13 protein-coding genes are annotated in these 18,526 nt (G+C 62.2%); all 13 read left to right on the top strand.

Going from position 1 to position 18,526, the window contains the following annotated elements:
• Nucleotides 1-528, top strand: a 528-nt coding sequence (locus E4O97_RS03960) for an NAD(P)-dependent oxidoreductase (protein WP_282445294.1), incomplete at its 5' end; no start/stop codon positions are given.
• A gap of 459 nt (nt 529-987) precedes the next feature.
• Nucleotides 988-2,544, top strand: coding sequence for a glycogen synthase GlgA (gene glgA / locus E4O97_RS03955; RefSeq protein WP_078821278.1), 1,557 nt, complete (start codon nt 988-990; stop codon nt 2,542-2,544).
• A 31-nt stretch (nt 2,545-2,575) separates the two neighbouring features.
• Nucleotides 2,576-4,321: a malto-oligosyltrehalose trehalohydrolase gene (gene treZ / locus E4O97_RS03950; protein ID WP_248160872.1), complete on the top strand. Its 1,746-nt coding sequence runs from the start codon at nt 2,576-2,578 to the stop codon at nt 4,319-4,321.
• Complete coding sequence (gene malQ / locus E4O97_RS03945; RefSeq protein ID WP_248160871.1) at nt 4,318-6,402, top strand: 4-alpha-glucanotransferase; 2,085 nt, start codon at nt 4,318-4,320, stop codon at nt 6,400-6,402. Before treZ ends, malQ begins: the two co-directional genes overlap by 4 nt.
• A complete protein-coding gene (locus E4O97_RS03940; protein ID WP_248160870.1) occupies nt 6,399-9,149 on the top strand; it encodes a malto-oligosyltrehalose synthase in 2,751 nt (916 codons plus the stop codon). Before malQ ends, E4O97_RS03940 begins: the two co-directional genes overlap by 4 nt.
• Nucleotides 9,150-9,172: 23 nt before the next feature.
• Nucleotides 9,173-9,433, top strand: coding sequence for a DUF2934 domain-containing protein (locus tag E4O97_RS03935; RefSeq protein WP_248133232.1), 261 nt, complete (start codon nt 9,173-9,175; stop codon nt 9,431-9,433).
• Between the two features lie 121 nt (nt 9,434-9,554).
• Nucleotides 9,555-11,714: a glycogen debranching protein GlgX gene (gene glgX, locus E4O97_RS03930; protein WP_148853963.1), complete on the top strand. Its 2,160-nt coding sequence runs from the start codon at nt 9,555-9,557 to the stop codon at nt 11,712-11,714.
• Nucleotide 11,715: 1 nt separating this feature from the next.
• Nucleotides 11,716-12,714: an acyl-CoA dehydrogenase family protein gene (locus tag E4O97_RS03925; protein WP_248160869.1), complete on the top strand. Its 999-nt coding sequence runs from the start codon at nt 11,716-11,718 to the stop codon at nt 12,712-12,714.
• On the top strand, nt 12,711-13,469 hold the full coding sequence (locus E4O97_RS03920) for a PIG-L family deacetylase (protein WP_005788022.1): 759 nt from the start codon (nt 12,711-12,713) through the stop codon (nt 13,467-13,469). Before E4O97_RS03925 ends, E4O97_RS03920 begins: the two co-directional genes overlap by 4 nt.
• Entirely contained in the window at nt 13,466-14,065 is a 600-nt protein-coding gene (locus tag E4O97_RS03915) for an SAM-dependent methyltransferase (protein WP_248160868.1), read from the top strand. Before E4O97_RS03920 ends, E4O97_RS03915 begins: the two co-directional genes overlap by 4 nt.
• Nucleotides 14,062-14,721, top strand: a complete 660-nt coding sequence (locus E4O97_RS03910) for a glycosyltransferase (RefSeq protein ID WP_248160867.1) — start codon at nt 14,062-14,064, stop codon at nt 14,719-14,721. The genes E4O97_RS03915 and E4O97_RS03910 overlap by 4 nt, the downstream gene beginning before the upstream one ends.
• 143 nt (nt 14,722-14,864) lie before the next feature.
• Nucleotides 14,865-15,626 (top strand): PIG-L family deacetylase, encoded by a 762-nt coding sequence (locus E4O97_RS03905; RefSeq protein ID WP_032880929.1) that lies wholly within the window; start codon nt 14,865-14,867, stop codon nt 15,624-15,626.
• A 250-nt stretch (nt 15,627-15,876) separates the two neighbouring features.
• On the top strand, nt 15,877-18,429 hold the full coding sequence (locus E4O97_RS03900) for an autotransporter outer membrane beta-barrel domain-containing protein (RefSeq protein ID WP_248160866.1): 2,553 nt from the start codon (nt 15,877-15,879) through the stop codon (nt 18,427-18,429).
• The last annotated feature ends 97 nt before the right edge of the window (nt 18,430-18,526 follow it).

Raw genomic sequence — 18,526 nt, 5'->3', positions numbered from 1 at the left:
CTGCATGGCAAGACCCTGGGCGTGCTCGGCCTGGGCAGTATCGGCCAGAAAGTCGCAACGTTTGCCCAGGCATTTGGTATGCGGGTGATCGCCTGGAGCGAAAACCTCACGCCGCAACGGGCGGCTGAAGCAGGCGTGACATGGGTCAGCAAGCGCGAGTTGTTTGAACAGGCGGATATCCTCACCATCCATCTGGTGCTCAGTGAGCGCAGCCGTGGGCTGGTGGATGCCCAGGCTCTGGCGTGGATGAAGCCCACGGCGCACCTGGTGAACACCGCACGCGGGCCGATTGTGGATGAGCAGGCGCTGGTGCAGGTATTGAGCAGTGGCCGCCTGGCCGGGGCGGCGCTGGATGTGTTTGCCCAGGAACCGTTGCCGACTGATCATCCATTTCGCCGCTTGCCCAATGTGCTGGCCACGCCACACGTGGGGTACGTGAGTGAGCACAATTACCGGCAGTTCTATCAACAGATGATTGAAGACATTCAGGCCTGGGCCGATGGCGTGCCCATCCGCGTGCTGGGCTGACGCACCATTTAAGGGCGCCCGCCCTTGTGACGAGGGAGCTTGCTCCCGCTGGAGTGCGCAGCGCTCCCAATATCTGGGGTCCGCTACGCGTCCCAGCGGGAGCAAGCTCCCTCGCCACAGCGGCTGGCATATCGTTAGATTTATTTTGTCCTACAAAAAACCGCGCTAAACCCGGCAGGCTCTGGGATCTGGCCTAGACTCATGACCGATGGGTCCGTTCCAAAACAAAAACCCCGCAAAAAATCTAAACTTTCCAACTCCGCCTCAGGTCAAGTTTTAGGTAAGGACGTGCACGAGCGTTTCACGCCGAATGCCCGTTCATCCAATCTTTTTCAGCCGACGTTGCAACTGGCATACGCCTTGCCAGCTTGTATAGCGCTGGTGTGCCTGGCCGCAGGATGCGGCCACTTGGAGCTGATGGCAGCGGGCCATTAGCGAACCAACAAATGGGAGTGCATTATGATCAGTGCCGCAGTAGATACTCAGGGAGAGCGTTTTAGTCAGCCGGTAGGGGGGCCAACGTCTTTGGTCGACCTGCCCAACACTGTGCGGCCGATCGTGAGTCAGAATCCGAATCGAAAGAAAGTCTTGTTCGTCACTTCCGAGTTCGCCGACCTGGTGAAAACCGGTGGCCTGGGCGATGTGTCCGCCGCCCTGCCCCGCGCCATGGCGCATTTGCACGATGTGCGGGTGCTGATCCCCGGGTACCCGCAAGTGATGGAAAGCGACAATCCGATTCATATCGTCGGTGAGCTGGGCGGCCACGCGGCGCTGCCGCCGTGCAAGATCGGGCGTATGGACCTGGCGGACGGCCTGGTCATCTATGTGCTGATCTGCCCCGAACTGTATGAGCGTGAAGGCACGCCGTACGGCGCCAATAACGGCCGCGACTGGCCGGATAACCATATTCGCTTCGCCCGCCTGGGCCTGGCCGCCGCCGACATGGCCGCCAACCTGGCACAGATCCATTGGTGCCCCGACCTGGTGCACGCCCATGACTGGCCCGCGGGCCTTGCGCCGGCGTACATGCACTGGCGTGGGTCACGCACGCCAACACTGTTCACCATTCATAACCTGGCCTATCAGGGTGTGGTGAGCCTGGCGTCGACGCCCGAACTAGGCATCCCACCCCACGCCCTGCAGCAGGAAGGCATGGAGTTCTACGGCAAGATGTCGTTCCTCAAGGCGGGCATGGCGTATTCCAGCCACATCACCACCGTGAGCGCCACCTACGCCCAGGAAATCACCACGCCGGAATTCGGCTGTGGCCTGGATGGCTTTCTTGCCAGCAAGACTCAACAAGGTTTGCTCAGCGGGATTCCCAACGGCATCGACGAAAGCTGGGAAACGTCCACCGATACGCACTTGACCCACAATTTCAATATCGGCGACTGGGAAGGCAAGGCGATAAACGCCACCCATGTGCGCGAGCTGTTTGGACTGCACGCGTCCAACGGCCCGCTATTCGCCGTGGTGTCACGCCTGGTTTATCAGAAGGGTCTGGACCTGACTGAAGCGGTCGCAGGCTTTATCGTCGAAAACGGTGGCCAGATCGCGATCATCGGCCGTGGCGAACCCGAAGAGGAACAGGCCATGCGCGAATTGGCGCTGCGCTTCCCGGGCCAGGTGGGTGTGCGCATCGGCTTCAACGAGACCGATGCCCGTCGCATGTTTGCCGGCAGCGACTTCCTGTTGATGCCTTCGCGCTATGAACCTTGCGGCCTGAGCCAGATGTACGCGCAACGCTTTGGTTCGTTGCCGGTGGCGCGTAATACCGGTGGCCTGGCGGACACCATTGAAGATGGCGTCACCGGCTTCCTGTTCAATGAATCGACGGTGCAAAGCTACGAAGAAGCCCTGCGCCGTGCCTTCAAGGTATTCGCCTTCCCCAGCCTGCTCAACGCCATGCGCAGCCGCGCCATGACACAACCGTTCAACTGGTGCCAGGCGGTTGAACCCTACGCCGAGCTCTACGAACAACTGGTGGCCAAGGCCTTGGGGAAACCAACCAAATAGCCACTTGAACCAACCTGGGAGGTCTTCATAGATGCCGTTACGGACTCTGGACACCTGGCCCCACGGCGCAATCATGCTGGACGCGCAACACACGCGTTTTGCCTTGTGGGCGCCAGACGCTTTTTATGTCAGCGTTGAATTGCAACACGGTAAATCCATCACCCTGCTGCCCCAGGCGGATGGCTGGTTCGAAGTCGAAGCAGCCTGCCCTGCCGGCACGCTCTACCGCTTTAACATCGATGGGGAAAACGCGGTTCCCGACCCCGCTTCCAGGGCCCAGGCCCAGGACGTGCACGGTTGGAGCCAAGTGGTCGACCCCAACGCTTACCCATGGCGCAATACCCAGTGGCAAGGTCGCCCCTGGCACACCGCGGTGATCTACGAACTGCATGTGGGCGCCATGGGTGGCTACGCCGAAATCGAGAAACACCTGCCACGCCTGGCTGAGCTGGGAATCACTGCGATCGAGTTGATGCCACTGGCGCAATTCCCCGGTGAACGCAACTGGGGCTATGACGGCGTGCTGCCCTACGCACCGCACGCCGACTACGGTACGCCCGAGCAGCTCAAGCACTTGATCGACACTGCCCATGCCCATGGTTTGGCGGTGATGCTCGATGTGGTCTACAACCACTTCGGGCCCGACGGCAATTACCTGGGCCAGTACGCCACGGGGTTCTTCCAGGAGGACGTGCATACCCCGTGGGGCGCCGGTATCGATTTCGAGCGCCGTGAAGTGCGGGATTTTTTCCTTGATAACGCGCTGATGTGGCTGCTGGAATACCGCTTCGACGGCCTGCGCCTGGATGCGGTACACGCCATCGATAATCCCGGGTTCTTGCAGGAACTGGCACACCGCGTGCGTCAGCAGGTGCACGACGACCGGCACGTGTGGCTGGTGCTGGAGAACGAGCTGAACCAGGCCAGCCTGCTTAAGGAAGATTTCAACGCCCAGTGGAATGATGACTTTCATAACGTGCTGCACGTGCTGCTGACCGGTGAAACCGACGCCTATTACAGCGATTTCGCCGAACAGCCCACCGCCAAACTGGCGCGTTGCCTGGGCGAGGGCTTTATATATCAGGGCGAAACTACCCGCCACGGCCATGCACGCGGCGAACCCAGTGCAGATCTGCCGCCCAGCGCTTTCGTGGCGTTTTTGCAGAACCACGACCAGATCGGCAACCGCGCCCTGGGCGAACGCCTGCACCAACTGTGTTCGCCCCAGGCGCTGAACGCGGCGACGGCTCTATTGCTGCTCAGCCCGATGATTCCGCTGATGTTCATGGGCGATGAGGTGAATGCGGCCGAACCCTTTCTGTTTTTCACCGACCACCACGGCGAACTGGCCGAGGCGGTGCGCGAAGGCCGGCGCAACGAGTTCGCCGATTTCGCGGCGTTTCACGACCCCGAGCAACGCGAACGTATTCCCGATCCCAATGCACTGGAAACCTTTGTGCAATCGGCACCCTCTTTCATCGAGAACGAGCACACCCAGCTCTATCGTCAGCTGTTGAGCCTGCGTCACCAACACATAGTGCCGCACTTGCCGGGCACTGTGGCCTTGGGCGCGCAGGTGATGGCCGAGGGAGCTGTCACGGCGCGTTGGCGCCTGGGCAACGGCAGCCTGTTGCAGATAGATTTGAACCTGAGCGAACAGCCTCTGGACCACCCCGCGCCACACCCCATCATTTTCCAGACGCCTGCCCAGCAAGGTACGCAGTTACCACCGTTGAGCGCACGCGTCTGCTTATCACCTGCCGGAGAACACTTTTGAGCGAAGCGAACCTGGAACTACTCGCCAGTCGCGCGGGCCTGGCCGTCGATTGGATCGATGCCAACGGTCGCCCGCAACACGTGCAGCCCGAGGCCTTGCGCGCCGTTCTCAAAGGGCTGGGGCACCCGGCCGATACCGACGCCGAGATCGACGCCAGCCTGCAGGAACTGGAGCAGGTGCAACAAGACACGCACCTGCCGCCCTTGATCACCATCGACAGCGGCGCAAGCCTGGACCTGGCGCGCTACTTCGCCCCGGACACCCCGTGTCGCGTCAGCCTGGAAGGTGGTGAAACCCTGGAGCTGCGCCTGGACGGCAATGCGGTGCTGCCCGGGGTGATTGCCCTCGGCTACCACCAGGTGCATATCGATGGGCAAACCTTCACCCTGGCCGTTGCGCCCAGCCACTGCTACAGCGTGGCCGACGCGGTGGACAGCCGCCCCGCTCGCGCCTGGGGCTTGAGTGCCCAGCTGTATGCCTTGCGTCGCCTCGGCGATGGTGGCTTTGGGGACACCCTGGCCCTGGAGCATCTGGTGCGCTCGGCTGCCGAACGCGGTGCCGACGCGGTGGCGATCAGCCCCATGCACGCAATGTTCAGCGCCGACACCGAACGTTTCAGCCCTTATTCACCGTCCAGCCGCCTGTTTCTCAACAGCCTGTACGCCTCGCCCGCCTGCATCCTTGGCGAGCGTGAAGTGCGCGACGCTATCGAGGCCGTCGGCCTGACCGACGAACTGCGGGATTTGGAGCAACTCACGCTGATCGACTGGCCCACCGCCGCCAAGGCCAAGCAACGCCTGCTGCGTGCGCTGTATGAAGACTTCCGCCACGGCGCACATCCGCAACATGCCGACTTCCAGAGCTTCCGCCAGGCCGGCGGCGAGGCCCTGGAAAACCACTGCCGCTTCGAAGCCGTGCAAGCGCAACGTGCCGCCGCCGGCGAAGAGCTCGACTGGCGCCACTGGCCCGAAGACTGGCGCACGCCGCAGAGCCCGGCGCTGGCGCAGTTTGCTGAAGAAAACCGCGATGAGATCGGCTACTTTGCCTTCACCCAATGGTTGATCGCCCGCAGCCTGGCGCGCGCGCAACAGGCCGCCCGTGGCAGCGGCATGGGCATCGGCCTGATTGCCGACCTGGCGGTGGGTGCCGACGGTGGCGGCAGCCAGGCATGGAGTCGCCAGGATGAACTGCTGGCCGACCTCACGGTTGGCGCACCGCCGGATATTCTCAACCGTGCAGGCCAGGGTTGGGGCATCTCCGCCTTCTCCCCGGAAGGTCTCAAGCGCAATGGCTTCCGTGCGTTTATCGAAATGCTGCGGGCCAACTTCGCCCATGCCGGTGGCTTGCGCATCGATCATGTGATGGGCCTGCAACGCCTGTGGGTCATCCCCCTGGGTGCCTCGCCCCGCGAAGGCGCCTACTTGTATTACCCCGTGGACGACCTGCTGCGTTTGCTGGCGCTGGAATCCCACCGCCACCAGGCCATCGTCCTCGGTGAAGACCTGGGTACGGTGCCCGAGGGCCTGCGTGAAAAGCTCAGCGCCCGCTCGATTCTGGGTATGCGCGTATTGCTGTTCGAACAGGACCACGAAGGCCGGTTCACGCCGATTCTTGACTGGCCCGACAACGCCTTGGCCACCACCAGCACCCACGACCTGCCCACCCTCAATGGCTGGTGGCACAGCCGTGATATCGAGTGGAATATCCAGCTCGACCTGATCGACCCTCCCACCGTGGAGCAATGGAGCGAACACCGTCTGCGCGAACGTCATGCACTGCGTCAGGCCTTGAGCCAGGACCCGCAGAACTTTGTCGATGAGATCCGCAACGACACCGACCACGTGATCGACGCCAGCGTGCGCTACCTCGGCCACACCCGTGCGCCACTGGTATTGCTGCCGCTGGAGGACGCGCTGGGCATCGAAGAGCAAGCCAACCTGCCCGGCACCCTCGACACCCACCCCAACTGGCGCCGACGCGTGCCAGGCGAGGCCGCCAGCCTGCTCGACCACGACAGTGCTGCGCGCCGCCTCGAACTGTTGGCCGTGGCGCGCAACCAAGCCTATGAGCGTGACCGATGAACGTACTGCCCCTGCGCGCCACCCAGCGCCTGCAATTTCATAAAGGCTTTACCCTCGATGATGCGGTGCCGCTGGTGCCGTATTTTGCCCGACTGGGCATCAGCCACCTGTATGCCTCGCCGCTCCTGAGCGCCCGCGCCGGCTCCATGCATGGCTACGATGTGGTCGACCCCGCCCGCGTCAACCCGGAGTTGGGTGGCGAGGCAGCATTGCGTCGCCTGGTCGCCACCCTGCGTGAACACAACATGGGCCTGATCCTGGATATCGTTTCCAATCACATGGCCGTGGGTGGCGCGGATAACCCCTGGTGGCTGGACCTGCTGGAATGGGGGCGCTTGAGCCCCTACAGCGAGTTTTTCGACATCCAGTGGCACTCGCCCGACCCGTTGCTCAAAGGCCAATTGCTGATGCCGTTCCTGGGCAGCGATTACGGCGAAGCCTTGCAGAGCGGAGCGTTGACGCTCAAGTTCGACGCCGCTCACGGCAGCTTCTACGCCGAGCATTACGAGCATCGCTTCCCGATCTGCCCACGGGACTACGCCTTGATCCTGGGCGGCGATGAGGTGCTCAAACCGCTGGCCGAGCGTTTCGCCGCCCTCGCCTATCACGACGATGCCTACACCGAAGCCGCTTGGCTCAAGCAGGCGCTGACCGAACGCGCCACCGAAGTCTTACCGGCCATCAAGCAACGGCTGGCCGCTTTTGATGGTCGCCAGCCTGAGGGTTTCGAGCGCTTGCATCATCTGCTTGAGCAACAGACCTACCGCCTGGCCAGTTGGCGCACCGCCGCAGACGACATCAACTGGCGGCGCTTCTTCGACGTCAATGAGCTGGGCGGCCTGCGCGTGGAGCGCACAGCAGTGTTCGAAGCCACCCACGGCAAGATTTTCGAGCTGATCAGCGCGGGCTTGATCGATGGCCTGCGCATCGACCATATCGACGGCCTGGCCGACCCACGTGGTTATTGCCGCAAACTACGCCGCCGCGTGGACGCGCTGTCACCACAGCGCCATTTGCCGATCTTCGTGGAAAAGATCCTCGGCGAAGGCGAAACCCTGCGCGAAGACTGGCAAGTGGACGGCACCACTGGCTACGAATTCATGAATCAACTGTCGTTGCTGCAACACCATCCTGACGGTTTTGCTCCGCTGGCCGACCTGTGGACGCGCCACAGCGAACGGCCCTCGGCGTTTATCGACGAAGCCCGCTTGGCGCGCCAGCAAATCCTCAATGGCTCGTTGGGCGGCGACTTCGAAAGCGTGGCCCAGGCCCTGCTGCAAGTGGCCCGCGATGATGTGATGACCCGCGACCTGACCCTGGGTGCGATCCGTCGGGCCTTGCAGGAGCTGATTGTGCATTTCCCGGTGTACCGCACCTACATCAGTGCCAGGGGCCGCAGCACCGCCGACGACAAAGTGTTCCAGCAGGCCATGGACGGTGCGCGCAGTACCCTTAACGAAGGCGACTGGCCGGTGCTTGAGCACCTGGAAAAATGGTTGGGCGGCCAGCCTTGGCGCAATCGCCCGGTGGGCCGTGAGCGCAAGATCCTCAAACATGCCTGCGTGCGCTTCCAGCAGCTGACATCACCCGCCGCAGCAAAGGCCGTGGAAGACACCGCGTTCTATCGCTCGGCCGTATTGCTGTCGCGTAACGACGTGGGCTTCAGTACCGAACAATTCAGTGCGCCGTTGGCAGATTTTCACCAGGCCAATCAACAGCGCCTGGCTAGCTTCCCGAACAATCTGCTGGCCACCGCCACCCATGACCACAAGCGCGGCGAAGACACCCGCGCACGCCTGGCGGTGCTCAGCGAGTGCGCGCCCTGGTATGCCGAACAGGTCGAACACTGGCGCAACCTCGCCGCGCCCTTGCGCGAGGGCACCGATAGCCCCTCGGCGGGTGATGAGCTGATCCTGTATCAGGTGCTGCTCGGCAGTTGGCCGCTGGAGCACAACCCGGACTTTGAGGCTTACCAGCAACGGCTCTGGCAATGGCAACAGAAAGCCCTGCGCGAAGCCAAGTTACAAAGCAGCTGGAGCGCGCCCAACGAAGCCTATGAGCAGGGTGTCGAGCGCTTCCTCAAGCGTCTACTGCTCAGCGAAGCCGGCCAAGCGCTGCGCGATGCGCTCGACGGCGCCGCTCAAGCCATCGCCCCCTCCGGCGCTCTGAACAGCCTGGCGCAAACTTTGCTTCACCTCACCGTGCCGGGTGTACCGGATGTGTACCAGGGCGACGAGTTCTGGGACTTCAGCCTGGTGGATCCGGACAACCGACGCCCGGTGGATTTCGATGCGCGCCAGCGTGCCTTGGATACCCCACCCGACATCGGTGAGCTGTTGTTCAACTGGCGCGATGGGCGTATCAAACAAGCGTTGATCGCCCAGGTGCTGAACGCAAGCAGAGCCTGTCCCGAGCTGTTTCGCAAAGGCAGCTATACGCCGCTCGAAGTGGTGGGTCGGCACGCGGAGCGCGTGGTTGCGTTTTACCGTGAGCACCAGGGCCAACAGCTGTTGGTGGTGGTGCCGCGCTGGCCTTATCCGTTGCTGGAAAACGGTGTATTTCCCCACATCAATGCGCAGGTGTGGGGCGATACCCGGATGAAATTACCGTTCGCCACCACAACACAAAACTGGAAGGGACTTTTTCAAACAGGCGCAGTCACACCCAACAAGGAGCTGTTGATCAGCGCTGCCCTGGGGGATCTCCCGGTCAATGTCTTTATCAATCCTGATAATCAAGAAAGCTGAACATTTTCTGTGAGGAGTTTGTGATGAGTAAAGAAGACAAACGTATTCGCGAACTGGCGCATCAGATCTGGGAGTCTGAAGGCAAGCCGGACGGTGCGCACGATCGCCACTGGGAGATGGCGCGCAAACTGGCCGAAGCCGAGGCGCTGACGCCCAGCAAGCCCAAGCCTGCCGCCAAGCCGAAAACCGCGCCCAAGGCGGCCGCCAAACTCAATCCGGTAGCCGCCAAGCCCGCGGCGAAAAAACCGACCGCCCCGAAGAAGCCAAAACCACCCGCCCCATGATTTCTCGGGCCTGCAGCCGTTATCCCAGGCTGCAGGCCCTTTTTCGTCCATGTCCTTTGCTGAAACACCGTCAGCACGGCCGCGTTCGGTCCGAGAAAAGACCCCTTGCAGGAGCAACACCATGAGCAGACCCGAGAACACCACAGCGACGCCGGATCATGAACCGTCGCGGATTCGTGAAGGTTTGCCCTTCCCGCTCGGCGCCACCTGGGATGGCCTGGGCGTCAACTTTGCACTGTTTTCGGCCAACGCCACCAAAGTGGAGTTATGCCTGTTCGATGACACCGGCGAAGTCGAGCTGGAGCGCATCGAACTGCCCGAATACACCGACGAGATCTTCCACGGTTACCTGCCCGACGCCCACCCCGGGCTGATCTACGGCTACCGCGTGTACGGCGCGTACGACCCGGCCAATGGTCATCGCTTCAACCACAACAAGCTGCTGATCGACCCCTACGCCAAGCAACTGGTGGGCGAACTCAAATGGTCGGAGGCGCTGTTCGGCTACACCATCGGCCACCCGGATGACGACCTCAGCTTCGATGAGCGCGACAGCGCGCCCTTCGTGCCCAAGTGCAAGGTCATCGACCCGGCGCACACCTGGGGCAACGATCAACCCGTACGGGTGCCCTGGGACCGCACGATCATCTATGAAACCCATTTGCGCGGCATCAGCATGCGCCACCCATCGGTGGGCGAGTCCGTGCGCGGCACCTGCGCCGGCTTGATGGAAGACGACGTGCTCAAACATATCCGCCAGTTGGGCGTCTCTTCGGTCGAGCTGCTGCCGGTGCACGCCTTCGTCAACGACCAGCACTTGCTGGAAAAAGGCATGACCAACTACTGGGGCTACAACAGCATTGCCTTCTTCGCCCCCGACCCGCGCTACCTGGCCAGCGGCAAGATCGCCGAGTTCAAGGAGATGGTCGCGCACCTGCATGAGCAGAAGCTGGAAGTGATTCTGGACGTGGTCTACAACCACACCGCCGAAGGCAACGAGCGCGGCCCGACCCTGTCCATGCGCGGCATCGACAACGCCTCTTACTACCGCCTGATGCCCGACGACAAGCGCTTCTACATCAACGACTCCGGTACCGGCAACACCCTGGACCTGAGCCACCCTTGCGTGCTGCAAATGGTCACCGACTCCCTGCGTTACTGGGCCACCGAGATGCATGTGGACGGTTTCCGCTTCGACCTGGCAACCATTCTGGGCCGCTACCGCGACGGGTTCGACGAACGCCACAGCTTCCTGGTCGCCTGCCGCCAGGATCCAGTGCTGCGCCAGTTGAAAATGATTGCCGAACCCTGGGACTGCGGCCCTGGCGGCTACCAGGTGGGCAACTTCCCGCCAGGCTGGGTGGAATGGAACGACCGCTTCCGCGACACCGTGCGTGCGTTCTGGAAAGGCGATGACGGCCAACTGGCGGATTTTGCCGGGCGCATGACGGCCTCGGGCGAGATGTTCAACCATCGTGGGCGCCGACCTTACAGCTCGGTGAACTTCATCACCGCCCACGACGGTTTTACCTTGCACGACCTGGTCTCGTACAACGACAAGCACAACGAGGCCAACGACGAAAACAACCAGGACGGCAGCAATAACAACCTGTCATGGAACCACGGTGTCGAAGGCCCGACCGACGACCCTGAGATCAACGCACTGCGCCTGCGCCAGATGCGCAACTTCTTCGCCACCCTGCTGCTGGCCCAGGGCACTCCGATGATCGTCGCCGGTGACGAGTTCGCGCGCACCCAGCACGGCAACAACAATGCCTACTGCCAGGACAGCGAAATCGGTTGGGTCAACTGGGACCTGGACGATGACGGCAAGGCCCTGCTCAAGTTCGTCAAGCGCTTGATCAAGCTGCGCCTGGCCTACCCGATTCTGCGTCGTGGACGCTTTCTGGTCGGCGACTACAACGAAGACATCGGCGTAAAAGACGTCACCTGGCTGGCGCCCGATGGCAACGAAATGAACACCGAGCAATGGGAAGACAGCCAGGGTCGCTGCCTGGGCATGTTGATGGATGGCCGCGCCCAGGAAACCGGGATCCGCCGGGCGGGTGCCGATGCTACGCTGTTGCTGGTGGTCAATGCCCACCATGACATGGTCAATTTCCGCCTGCCGCCGGTGCCGGAGGGTGAGTTCTGGACGTGCATGCTCGACACCAATGAGCCGGCGATACGCGGCCAGGAGCGTTTTGACTTTGAGCATGAGTACGCCGTGACCGGCCGCTCATTGCTGTTGTTTGAACTGCAGCGTGAAGACGAGGTGTGAAATGGCGTTGCACAGTTTCCTTCAGGGCTACCGGGGCTACGCGGATACGTACGCCCTGGGTACGGCACTGAAGGCACTTCAGGAAGAAGGCCTCGATCAACTGCCGCTGCCGGGCAGCGGCGAAACCCTGGCCCGCTTCAGTCGGCTGGCCCAGGTGGCCGGCCATGACTTGCGCCTGTGCAAGTTGTTCGAAGGTCATACCGACGCGCTGGCGATCATGGCCGAACTCGACAGCCCCGCGCCGCCGCTTGGCAGTACGTGGGGCATGTGGGCGGCCGAACCACCCACAGCCAAGGTGCGTGTACGGCGCGACGGTCAGTGGCTGATCGTCGATGGACGCAAAGCCTGGTGTTCCGGCGCGGCGGTGGTCAGCCACGGCTTGCTGACTGCCTGGGACGAGGATGATCGGCAGCAGCTGGTGGCCGTGGCGATGAATCAACCCGGCGTCACGGTGTCGGACGAGGGCTGGAATGCGGTAGGCATGGCTGCCACCGGTAGCGTTGACGTTCTGTTCAACGCGGTCAAGGGTATCGCGGTAGGTGGGCCGGGTGATTACCTGTCGCGCCCCGGCTTCTGGCAAGGCGGAGTCGGTATCGCCGCGTGCTGGTATGGCGGCGCGCAACGCTTGGGCGAAGTGCTGCGCGCGCACTGTGCGCAGCGCTCGGAGCCTCACGCGCTGGCCCATTTAGGGGCAGTTGACAGCGCACTGAACAGCGCCGCTTGCGTACTACGCGCCAGCGCCGGGCAGATAGACCGCGAGCCTCGCGCCAATGCCAGGCAACTGGCCCAACAGGCACGCGCATGTATTGAAGACACCGTCGAGCAGGTCATGCGTCATGTCGGCCATGCGGTAGGCGCCGGCCCCTACTGCAAAGACCCGCACTTTGCCCGGTTGATGGCAGATTTGCCGGTGTATGTGCGGCAAAGTCATGCCGAACGCGACCTGGCTGCCCTCGGCGAACTGGTCACCGGCGACGACTCGGGACGGTGGCAGTTATGAAACCCAATCCGATTGTCGGCCAGGGCACCCCACTCAATCATTGGCAAACCTCGGCACGGCTGGCCGAGTTGCCGCACATCAGCGCCGCGCAGTTGGTACCGCAGGGGCACCGCGCGGTGATCATCGCACCGCACCCGGACGATGAAGTACTCGGCAGCGGTGGCCTGCTGCAAGGTCTGGCCGTGTTGGAGCGCCCAATCCTGTTGATCTCCGTCACCGACGGCAGCGCCAGCCATCCCGGCTCCAAACGCTGGCCGGTGGCACGCCTGGGCGTGGTGCGCCCGCAGGAGTCGGCCCAGGCACTGCACCGCCTGGGCCTGCCGTTGCATAGCTTGAAGTGGCTGCGCGGCGGTTTTACCGACAGCAAGGTGGCCGAGCGCGAAGCCCAACTGTGCGAGTTCATCCAGCGTCACCTCAAACCCACCGACATCGTGTTCGCCACCTGGCGCGAGGATGGCCATTGCGACCACGAAGCGGTGGGCCGTGCCAGCGCCAAAGCGGTCCAGGCTGTCGGCGCCACCCTGTGCGAACTGCCGGTGTGGACCTGGCACTGGGCGACTGCCGAAGACCACCGGGTGCCCTGGCATCGGGCGCGCAAGATTGCATTGACGCCCGAGCAAGTGGCACGCAAACGCCACGCGATCCACGCGTTCGCCAGCCAGTTGGAGGGCGACCCGCAGGTCGGCCTGCCGCCGGTGCTGGCACCCTACGTAGTGGAACGCTTGCTGCAACCTTTTGAAGTGGTGTTTGTATGAGCGTGGCCACCCCGTACTTTGATCAACTGTTTGCTGGTAACGACGACCCCTGGGCGTTTGGTCAGCGTTGGTACGAACAACGCAAGCGCGCACTGACCCTGGCCGTGCTGACCCGACCGCGCTATGCCTCGATCTTCGAGCCTGGTTGTGCCAACGGCGAGCTGAGCGCCGAACTGGCGACCCGTTGTGAGCGCCTGCTGTGCTGCGACACCGCTAGCGCCGCCGTGCAACTGGCACAGACGCGCCTGACCGCGTTTGCTCATGCTCATGTAGAACAGCGCCGGCTGCCCCATGAATGGCCCGCGGGTCAGTTCGAACTGATCGTGTTGAGCGAGCTTTGTTACTACCTTGATGTAAATGATCTGAATCGTCTGATCGATTGCGCCCTCGCCGCTTTGACCGATAACGGCCAACTCCTGGCCTGCCACTGGCGCCCGCCCATTGAAGGTTGCCCGCAAACCGCCGAACAGGTGCACGCCCTGCTCCAGCACCGACTGGGTATGCCACCGCTGGTACAGCACCATGACAAGGATTTTCTGCTCGATTTGTGGAGCCGCGATGGCACCTCGGTCGCGCGCCATGAGGGGTTGCGATGATCGGCATCTTGATTCCGGTGCACAACGAAGAAGCGCTGCTGGATGACTGCCTGAGGGCTGCGCAGATCGCCGCCAACCATCCGGGGTTGCACGGGGAAACGGTGCAGATCCTGGTAGTGCTCGACAGTTGCAGCGATGCCAGTGCAGCGATCGCCCAGGCGCATGATGTGCAAAGCGTCCAGGTGCAGGCACGCAACGTAGGGCGAGCCCGAGGCGTCGGCGCACGGCACTTGTTGAACCAGGGTGCGCGCTGGATTTCCTGTACCGACGCCGACAGCCGCGTGGCCCCCGACTGGCTGGTGGCTCAACTGGCCCTGGGCTGTGACGCGGTGTGTGGCACCGTGACCGTGGACGCCTGGAGTGAGGGGTTTGACCCCGCGGCGCAGATTCGTTATCACCAGGCTTACCAGGCGCGTGATGGCCATCAGCACATCCATGGCGCCAACCTGGGCGTGAGTGCCAGTGCCTATGTGCAGGCCGGCGGCTTTGAACCGCTGGCGTGCCACGAGGATGTGCAATTGGTGCGCGAACTGGAACGTTGCGGTGCTTCCATTGCCTGGAGCCATGCGCCGCAAGTGGTCACCAGCGCACGCCTGGATTGCCGCGCCCAGGGCGGTTTCGGCGATTACCTGAAAAGCCTGATGATGGTTTCGTAAAAAAACGACAAACCTGTGACACATCCTTGTCTATGCTGAGAGTGCCTTGCATAGCATCCCAGGATTGGAATGCCGTGCACTCACCGCAGCGGAGCCTGCGCTGAAGTCAAGAGCATTACCCACCGACAAGGACGTGACACCCCATGAAGCCTGCCTCCTCAAGCGAAGGCCGTCGCGGCCCCGCGCAAATCTGGAACAGCGCGCCGCAGTTGGCGCAAATCCCCTGCATCGCACTGGCTACCCTGGTGCCGCCCGGTGCCCGGGTTGTGGTGATAGCGCCCCACCCTGGCGATGAAGTCCTGGCGTGCGGCGGTTTGCTGCAACTGCTCAGCACCCGCGAGCATCCGCTGAAATTGATCTCCATTACCGATGGAAGCGCCAGCCATCCAGGCTCCCAGGTGTGGCCGGCCAGGCGCTTGAGCGTGGTGCGCCCCCAGGAAAGCGCCGAGGCCTTGCGCCGCCTCGGTATGCCGTTGCACAGCCTCAAATGGATTCGCGGTGGTTTTTGCGACGACGCGCTAGCTGCCCACGAGCAGCCGATGAGCCAGTTCATTGCGCGCTACTTGCAACCTGGAGACGTGGTGTTTACCACCTGGCGCAATGACGGTAATGACGACCACGATGCAGTCGGTCGGGCGAGTGCAAAAGCCTGTAGCCTGGTGGGCGCGCGACTGTATGAACTGGCGATCTGGGCCTGGCATTGGCCGGCACGCGAGGGTGCGGTGATTCCCTGGCAACGCGCACGCAAGGTGCGCCTGGACACCTGGAGCGTGGCGCGCAAACTGCACGCCGCCCATGCCTATGCCAGCCAATTGGTCGGCGACCCGCAGATAGGCTTGCCGCCCATGCTCGCCCAAGTGTTGCTTGAGCGTATGCGCGAACCCTACGAGATCGTGTTCACCTAGGCATTGGCTCGTCTATACCTGTCAGGTTTTACAGTGGCGGCCTTTTCTATCTGCAACTAAGGTGCGACAAGTGCTGCGCCAGTTGAGGTGCGGTCGAGAAAGCCATGCCAACCCATTGCATTGCCCGGTGTTTTCAGATGCAGGTAACTCGTAGTCCCTGATCCGTATCGCGTTCGTTGTTGCCATGGTTTTGAACCGCGCCCGCTGTTCCGGGCGACGGGACATCATTGTGCTCAAGCGAGGACGGATCATGCGCACACGGATAACTTCTTTGTTGTACTCAGCGATTATTCTGACGGCATGGCCGTTTGCCTCGTATGCGGCGTGCACGGTCAATAACACGCCAGGCAACGACACCTCCAGTTGTGACAGCGCCACCGCGCCGGGCTTTATCGATACCGGCGGCGACAACACCCTCGAACTCACCGCCACGGGTCGAGTAAGCGGGAATGTGATCTTTGGAAGCGGCAATGATCACGTGGTTGTCAACGGCCCGAGCGCGGGCATCGATGGCAACCTCAACCAGGGTGATGGCAATAACATTTTCCAGCTCAACCAGGGCAGTATCACCGGATCCATCAGCCAAGGCGCGGGCGCTGATGGGGTGGAGATTTCCGGGGGCCAGGCAGGCGCTGTCAACCAGGGCTCGGGGATCGACCGTTTTGACATGCGCGGCGGCACCATTGCCTCGCTGGAACAGGGCGACGGCCTGGACGTCTTCAACATGAGCGACGGCATCATCACCGGCGGCTTCGACGACGGCGACAATGCGACGATGACCGGCGGCACCATCGGCCGGGTCAACATGAAACTCGATGACAACCGGTTCGATATGTCTGGTGGCCGGATCATCGGCAACCTGGTGACCGGCTTCGGCAAAGACACCATCCTGATTTCAAACAACGCGTTCGTGGGCGGCAATATCAGCGTCAGCGGCGGTGACGATCAGGTGATCATTTCCGGTGGTGAGGTTAACGGGCAAGTGTTGCTCAGCTTCGGTAACGATGAATTTATCTGGTCCGGCGGCAACCTGCATTCCTCCGTGTTAATGGGGGCCGGCGACGATACGGCGCTGCTTCAGGGGCTGGTGGCTGAGCAAGTGGCGGCTGCGCAACTGATAGATGGTGGCGTGGGGATTGACGCCCTGACCCTGGACAACACCAAAACCGCTGATCCCGGCCTGTTTGCCAACTGGGAAAGCATTCGCCTGGACAACGGCTCACAAATGAACCTGGGCGGGACGTTGACTCTGGGGGACAGCGAGACTGGCACCGGCGCCCTGCTCATTGATAGCACCAGTGCACTGCTGATCAACACGGGCGGGATCAATCCGTTTACCGCCGGCCAGTTGGTCAACGTGACCAACAGCGGCACCCTCGACATGGTCACTGGCAGCACCACCGCCCGTGACACCTTGACCATCAACGGCAACTACACCGGCAACGGCGGGCGTCTGGCGCTGCAAACCGTGTTGGGAGCAGACGACTCGGCCAGCGACAAACTGGTGGTCAGCAACGGCACACTGCAGGGCAACACCACCCTGTTGATTACCAACCTTGGGGGCGCCGGCGCGGCGACGTTACAAGACGGCATCCAGGTAGTACAGGCGCTCAATGGCGCCAGCGGGCCTGGCACTGCCTTTACCTTGGGCAATACGGTAACGGCCGGGGCGTTTGACTACTACCTGTTCAAAGGCGCGGGCACGGCTGGAACCGAGCAGAGTTATTACCTGCGCTCCACGATTCCGGTCACACCGCTGCCCGAACCTGAAGGGCCGGTCACGCCAGTGCCTGAGCCGGTGGTTGGAACCCCGCCCCTGCCGTCTAACCCCACTGACAAGGAGGTCCCGATCTATCGCCCCGAAGTACCGCTGTACTCTGTGTTGTTTCCTGCCGCGCAGCAAATCGTGCAGGGCATGCTCGGCACGTATCACGAGCGCATGGGCGATCAGAGCCGGCAACAGCAAACCGGCGTCATGCCGGCAGGTTGGGGCCGGGTCTACGGCAGCAGCAGCCGCCAGAGTCTCGCCGGTGCGGTCAACCCTACGTTGGACGGTTCGCTGACAGGGTTCCAGGTCGGCACCGATGTGTTCGCCAGCCTGCTGGACAACGGCCTGTTGCAGCGCCTTGGGTTCTTTGTCGGTCACAGTCGCCTCAAAGGCAATGTAAAAGGCTTCAACGGCGGCTGGGAGAACAAGGACGCCGGCAAAACCACCTTGCGCGGCGATAGCCTGGGGGTCTACTGGACACTGATCGGCGCCAACCAGGCTTATCTTGACCTGGTGTTGATGGGCACCCGCTTTGATGGCAACAACGAGTCAGCGCGTGGCGTCAAGATGAAAACCCGCGGGCATAACGTTACCGCCTCCGCCGAAGTGGGCTGGCCGTTCGCGCTGAGCGCTCGCTGGATTCTGGAGCCCCAGGCGCAGTTGATCGTCGGCAAAACCAAGCTCGATAGCCAAAACGACGGTATTTCCCACGTTTCCTATGACGCCGATACCAACGTCACTACGCGCCTGGGTGTGCGCTTGCGCGGCGATTACACCGTCAATGGCCTGCCGCTGCAGCCTTATGTGCGTGCGAATGTCTGGCATTCCAGCGCTGGGGACAACAGTGTGATATTCAACGATGTGACGCGTATAGACACCGAACAGAAATCCACCACGATGGATGCCAGCCTCGGGGCAACCCTGCAAGTTGCCCAGGGCATCAGCCTGTACGGTGAAGTCGGTTATGACCGCAACCTGGACAGCAATAGCTTCAACGGCCGCCATGGGACGCTCGGCGTAAGAATGGATTTCTGACCCAGAAACCGCTGTAGGAGCGAGCAAGCTCGCTCCTACACGGCCATGTAAGACTTTTTCCCAGAGCTTGGATCTGCCACACTGATGCGAATAATTA

It is taken from the genome of Pseudomonas sp. W15Feb34 (assembly GCF_023127765.1).
Taxonomy (GTDB): Bacteria; Pseudomonadota; Gammaproteobacteria; order Pseudomonadales; family Pseudomonadaceae; genus Aquipseudomonas; species Aquipseudomonas synxantha_A.
This window is presented reverse-complemented; position numbering and strand designations above follow the sequence as displayed.

Coding starts and splice junctions, on each gene's coding strand:
- glgA (WP_078821278.1), top strand. CDS start 988: ATGATCAGTGCCGCAGTAGATACTCAGGGAGAGCGTTTTAGTCAGCCG.
- treZ (WP_248160872.1), top strand. CDS start 2,576: ATGCCGTTACGGACTCTGGACACCTGGCCCCACGGCGCAATCATGCTG.
- E4O97_RS03940 (WP_248160870.1), top strand. CDS start 6,399: ATGAACGTACTGCCCCTGCGCGCCACCCAGCGCCTGCAATTTCATAAA.
- E4O97_RS03935 (WP_248133232.1), top strand. CDS start 9,173: ATGAGTAAAGAAGACAAACGTATTCGCGAACTGGCGCATCAGATCTGG.
- glgX (WP_148853963.1), top strand. CDS start 9,555: ATGAGCAGACCCGAGAACACCACAGCGACGCCGGATCATGAACCGTCG.
- E4O97_RS03925 (WP_248160869.1), top strand. CDS start 11,716: ATGGCGTTGCACAGTTTCCTTCAGGGCTACCGGGGCTACGCGGATACG.
- E4O97_RS03920 (WP_005788022.1), top strand. CDS start 12,711: ATGAAACCCAATCCGATTGTCGGCCAGGGCACCCCACTCAATCATTGG.
- E4O97_RS03915 (WP_248160868.1), top strand. CDS start 13,466: ATGAGCGTGGCCACCCCGTACTTTGATCAACTGTTTGCTGGTAACGAC.
- E4O97_RS03910 (WP_248160867.1), top strand. CDS start 14,062: ATGATCGGCATCTTGATTCCGGTGCACAACGAAGAAGCGCTGCTGGAT.
- E4O97_RS03905 (WP_032880929.1), top strand. CDS start 14,865: ATGAAGCCTGCCTCCTCAAGCGAAGGCCGTCGCGGCCCCGCGCAAATC.
- E4O97_RS03900 (WP_248160866.1), top strand. CDS start 15,877: ATGCGCACACGGATAACTTCTTTGTTGTACTCAGCGATTATTCTGACG.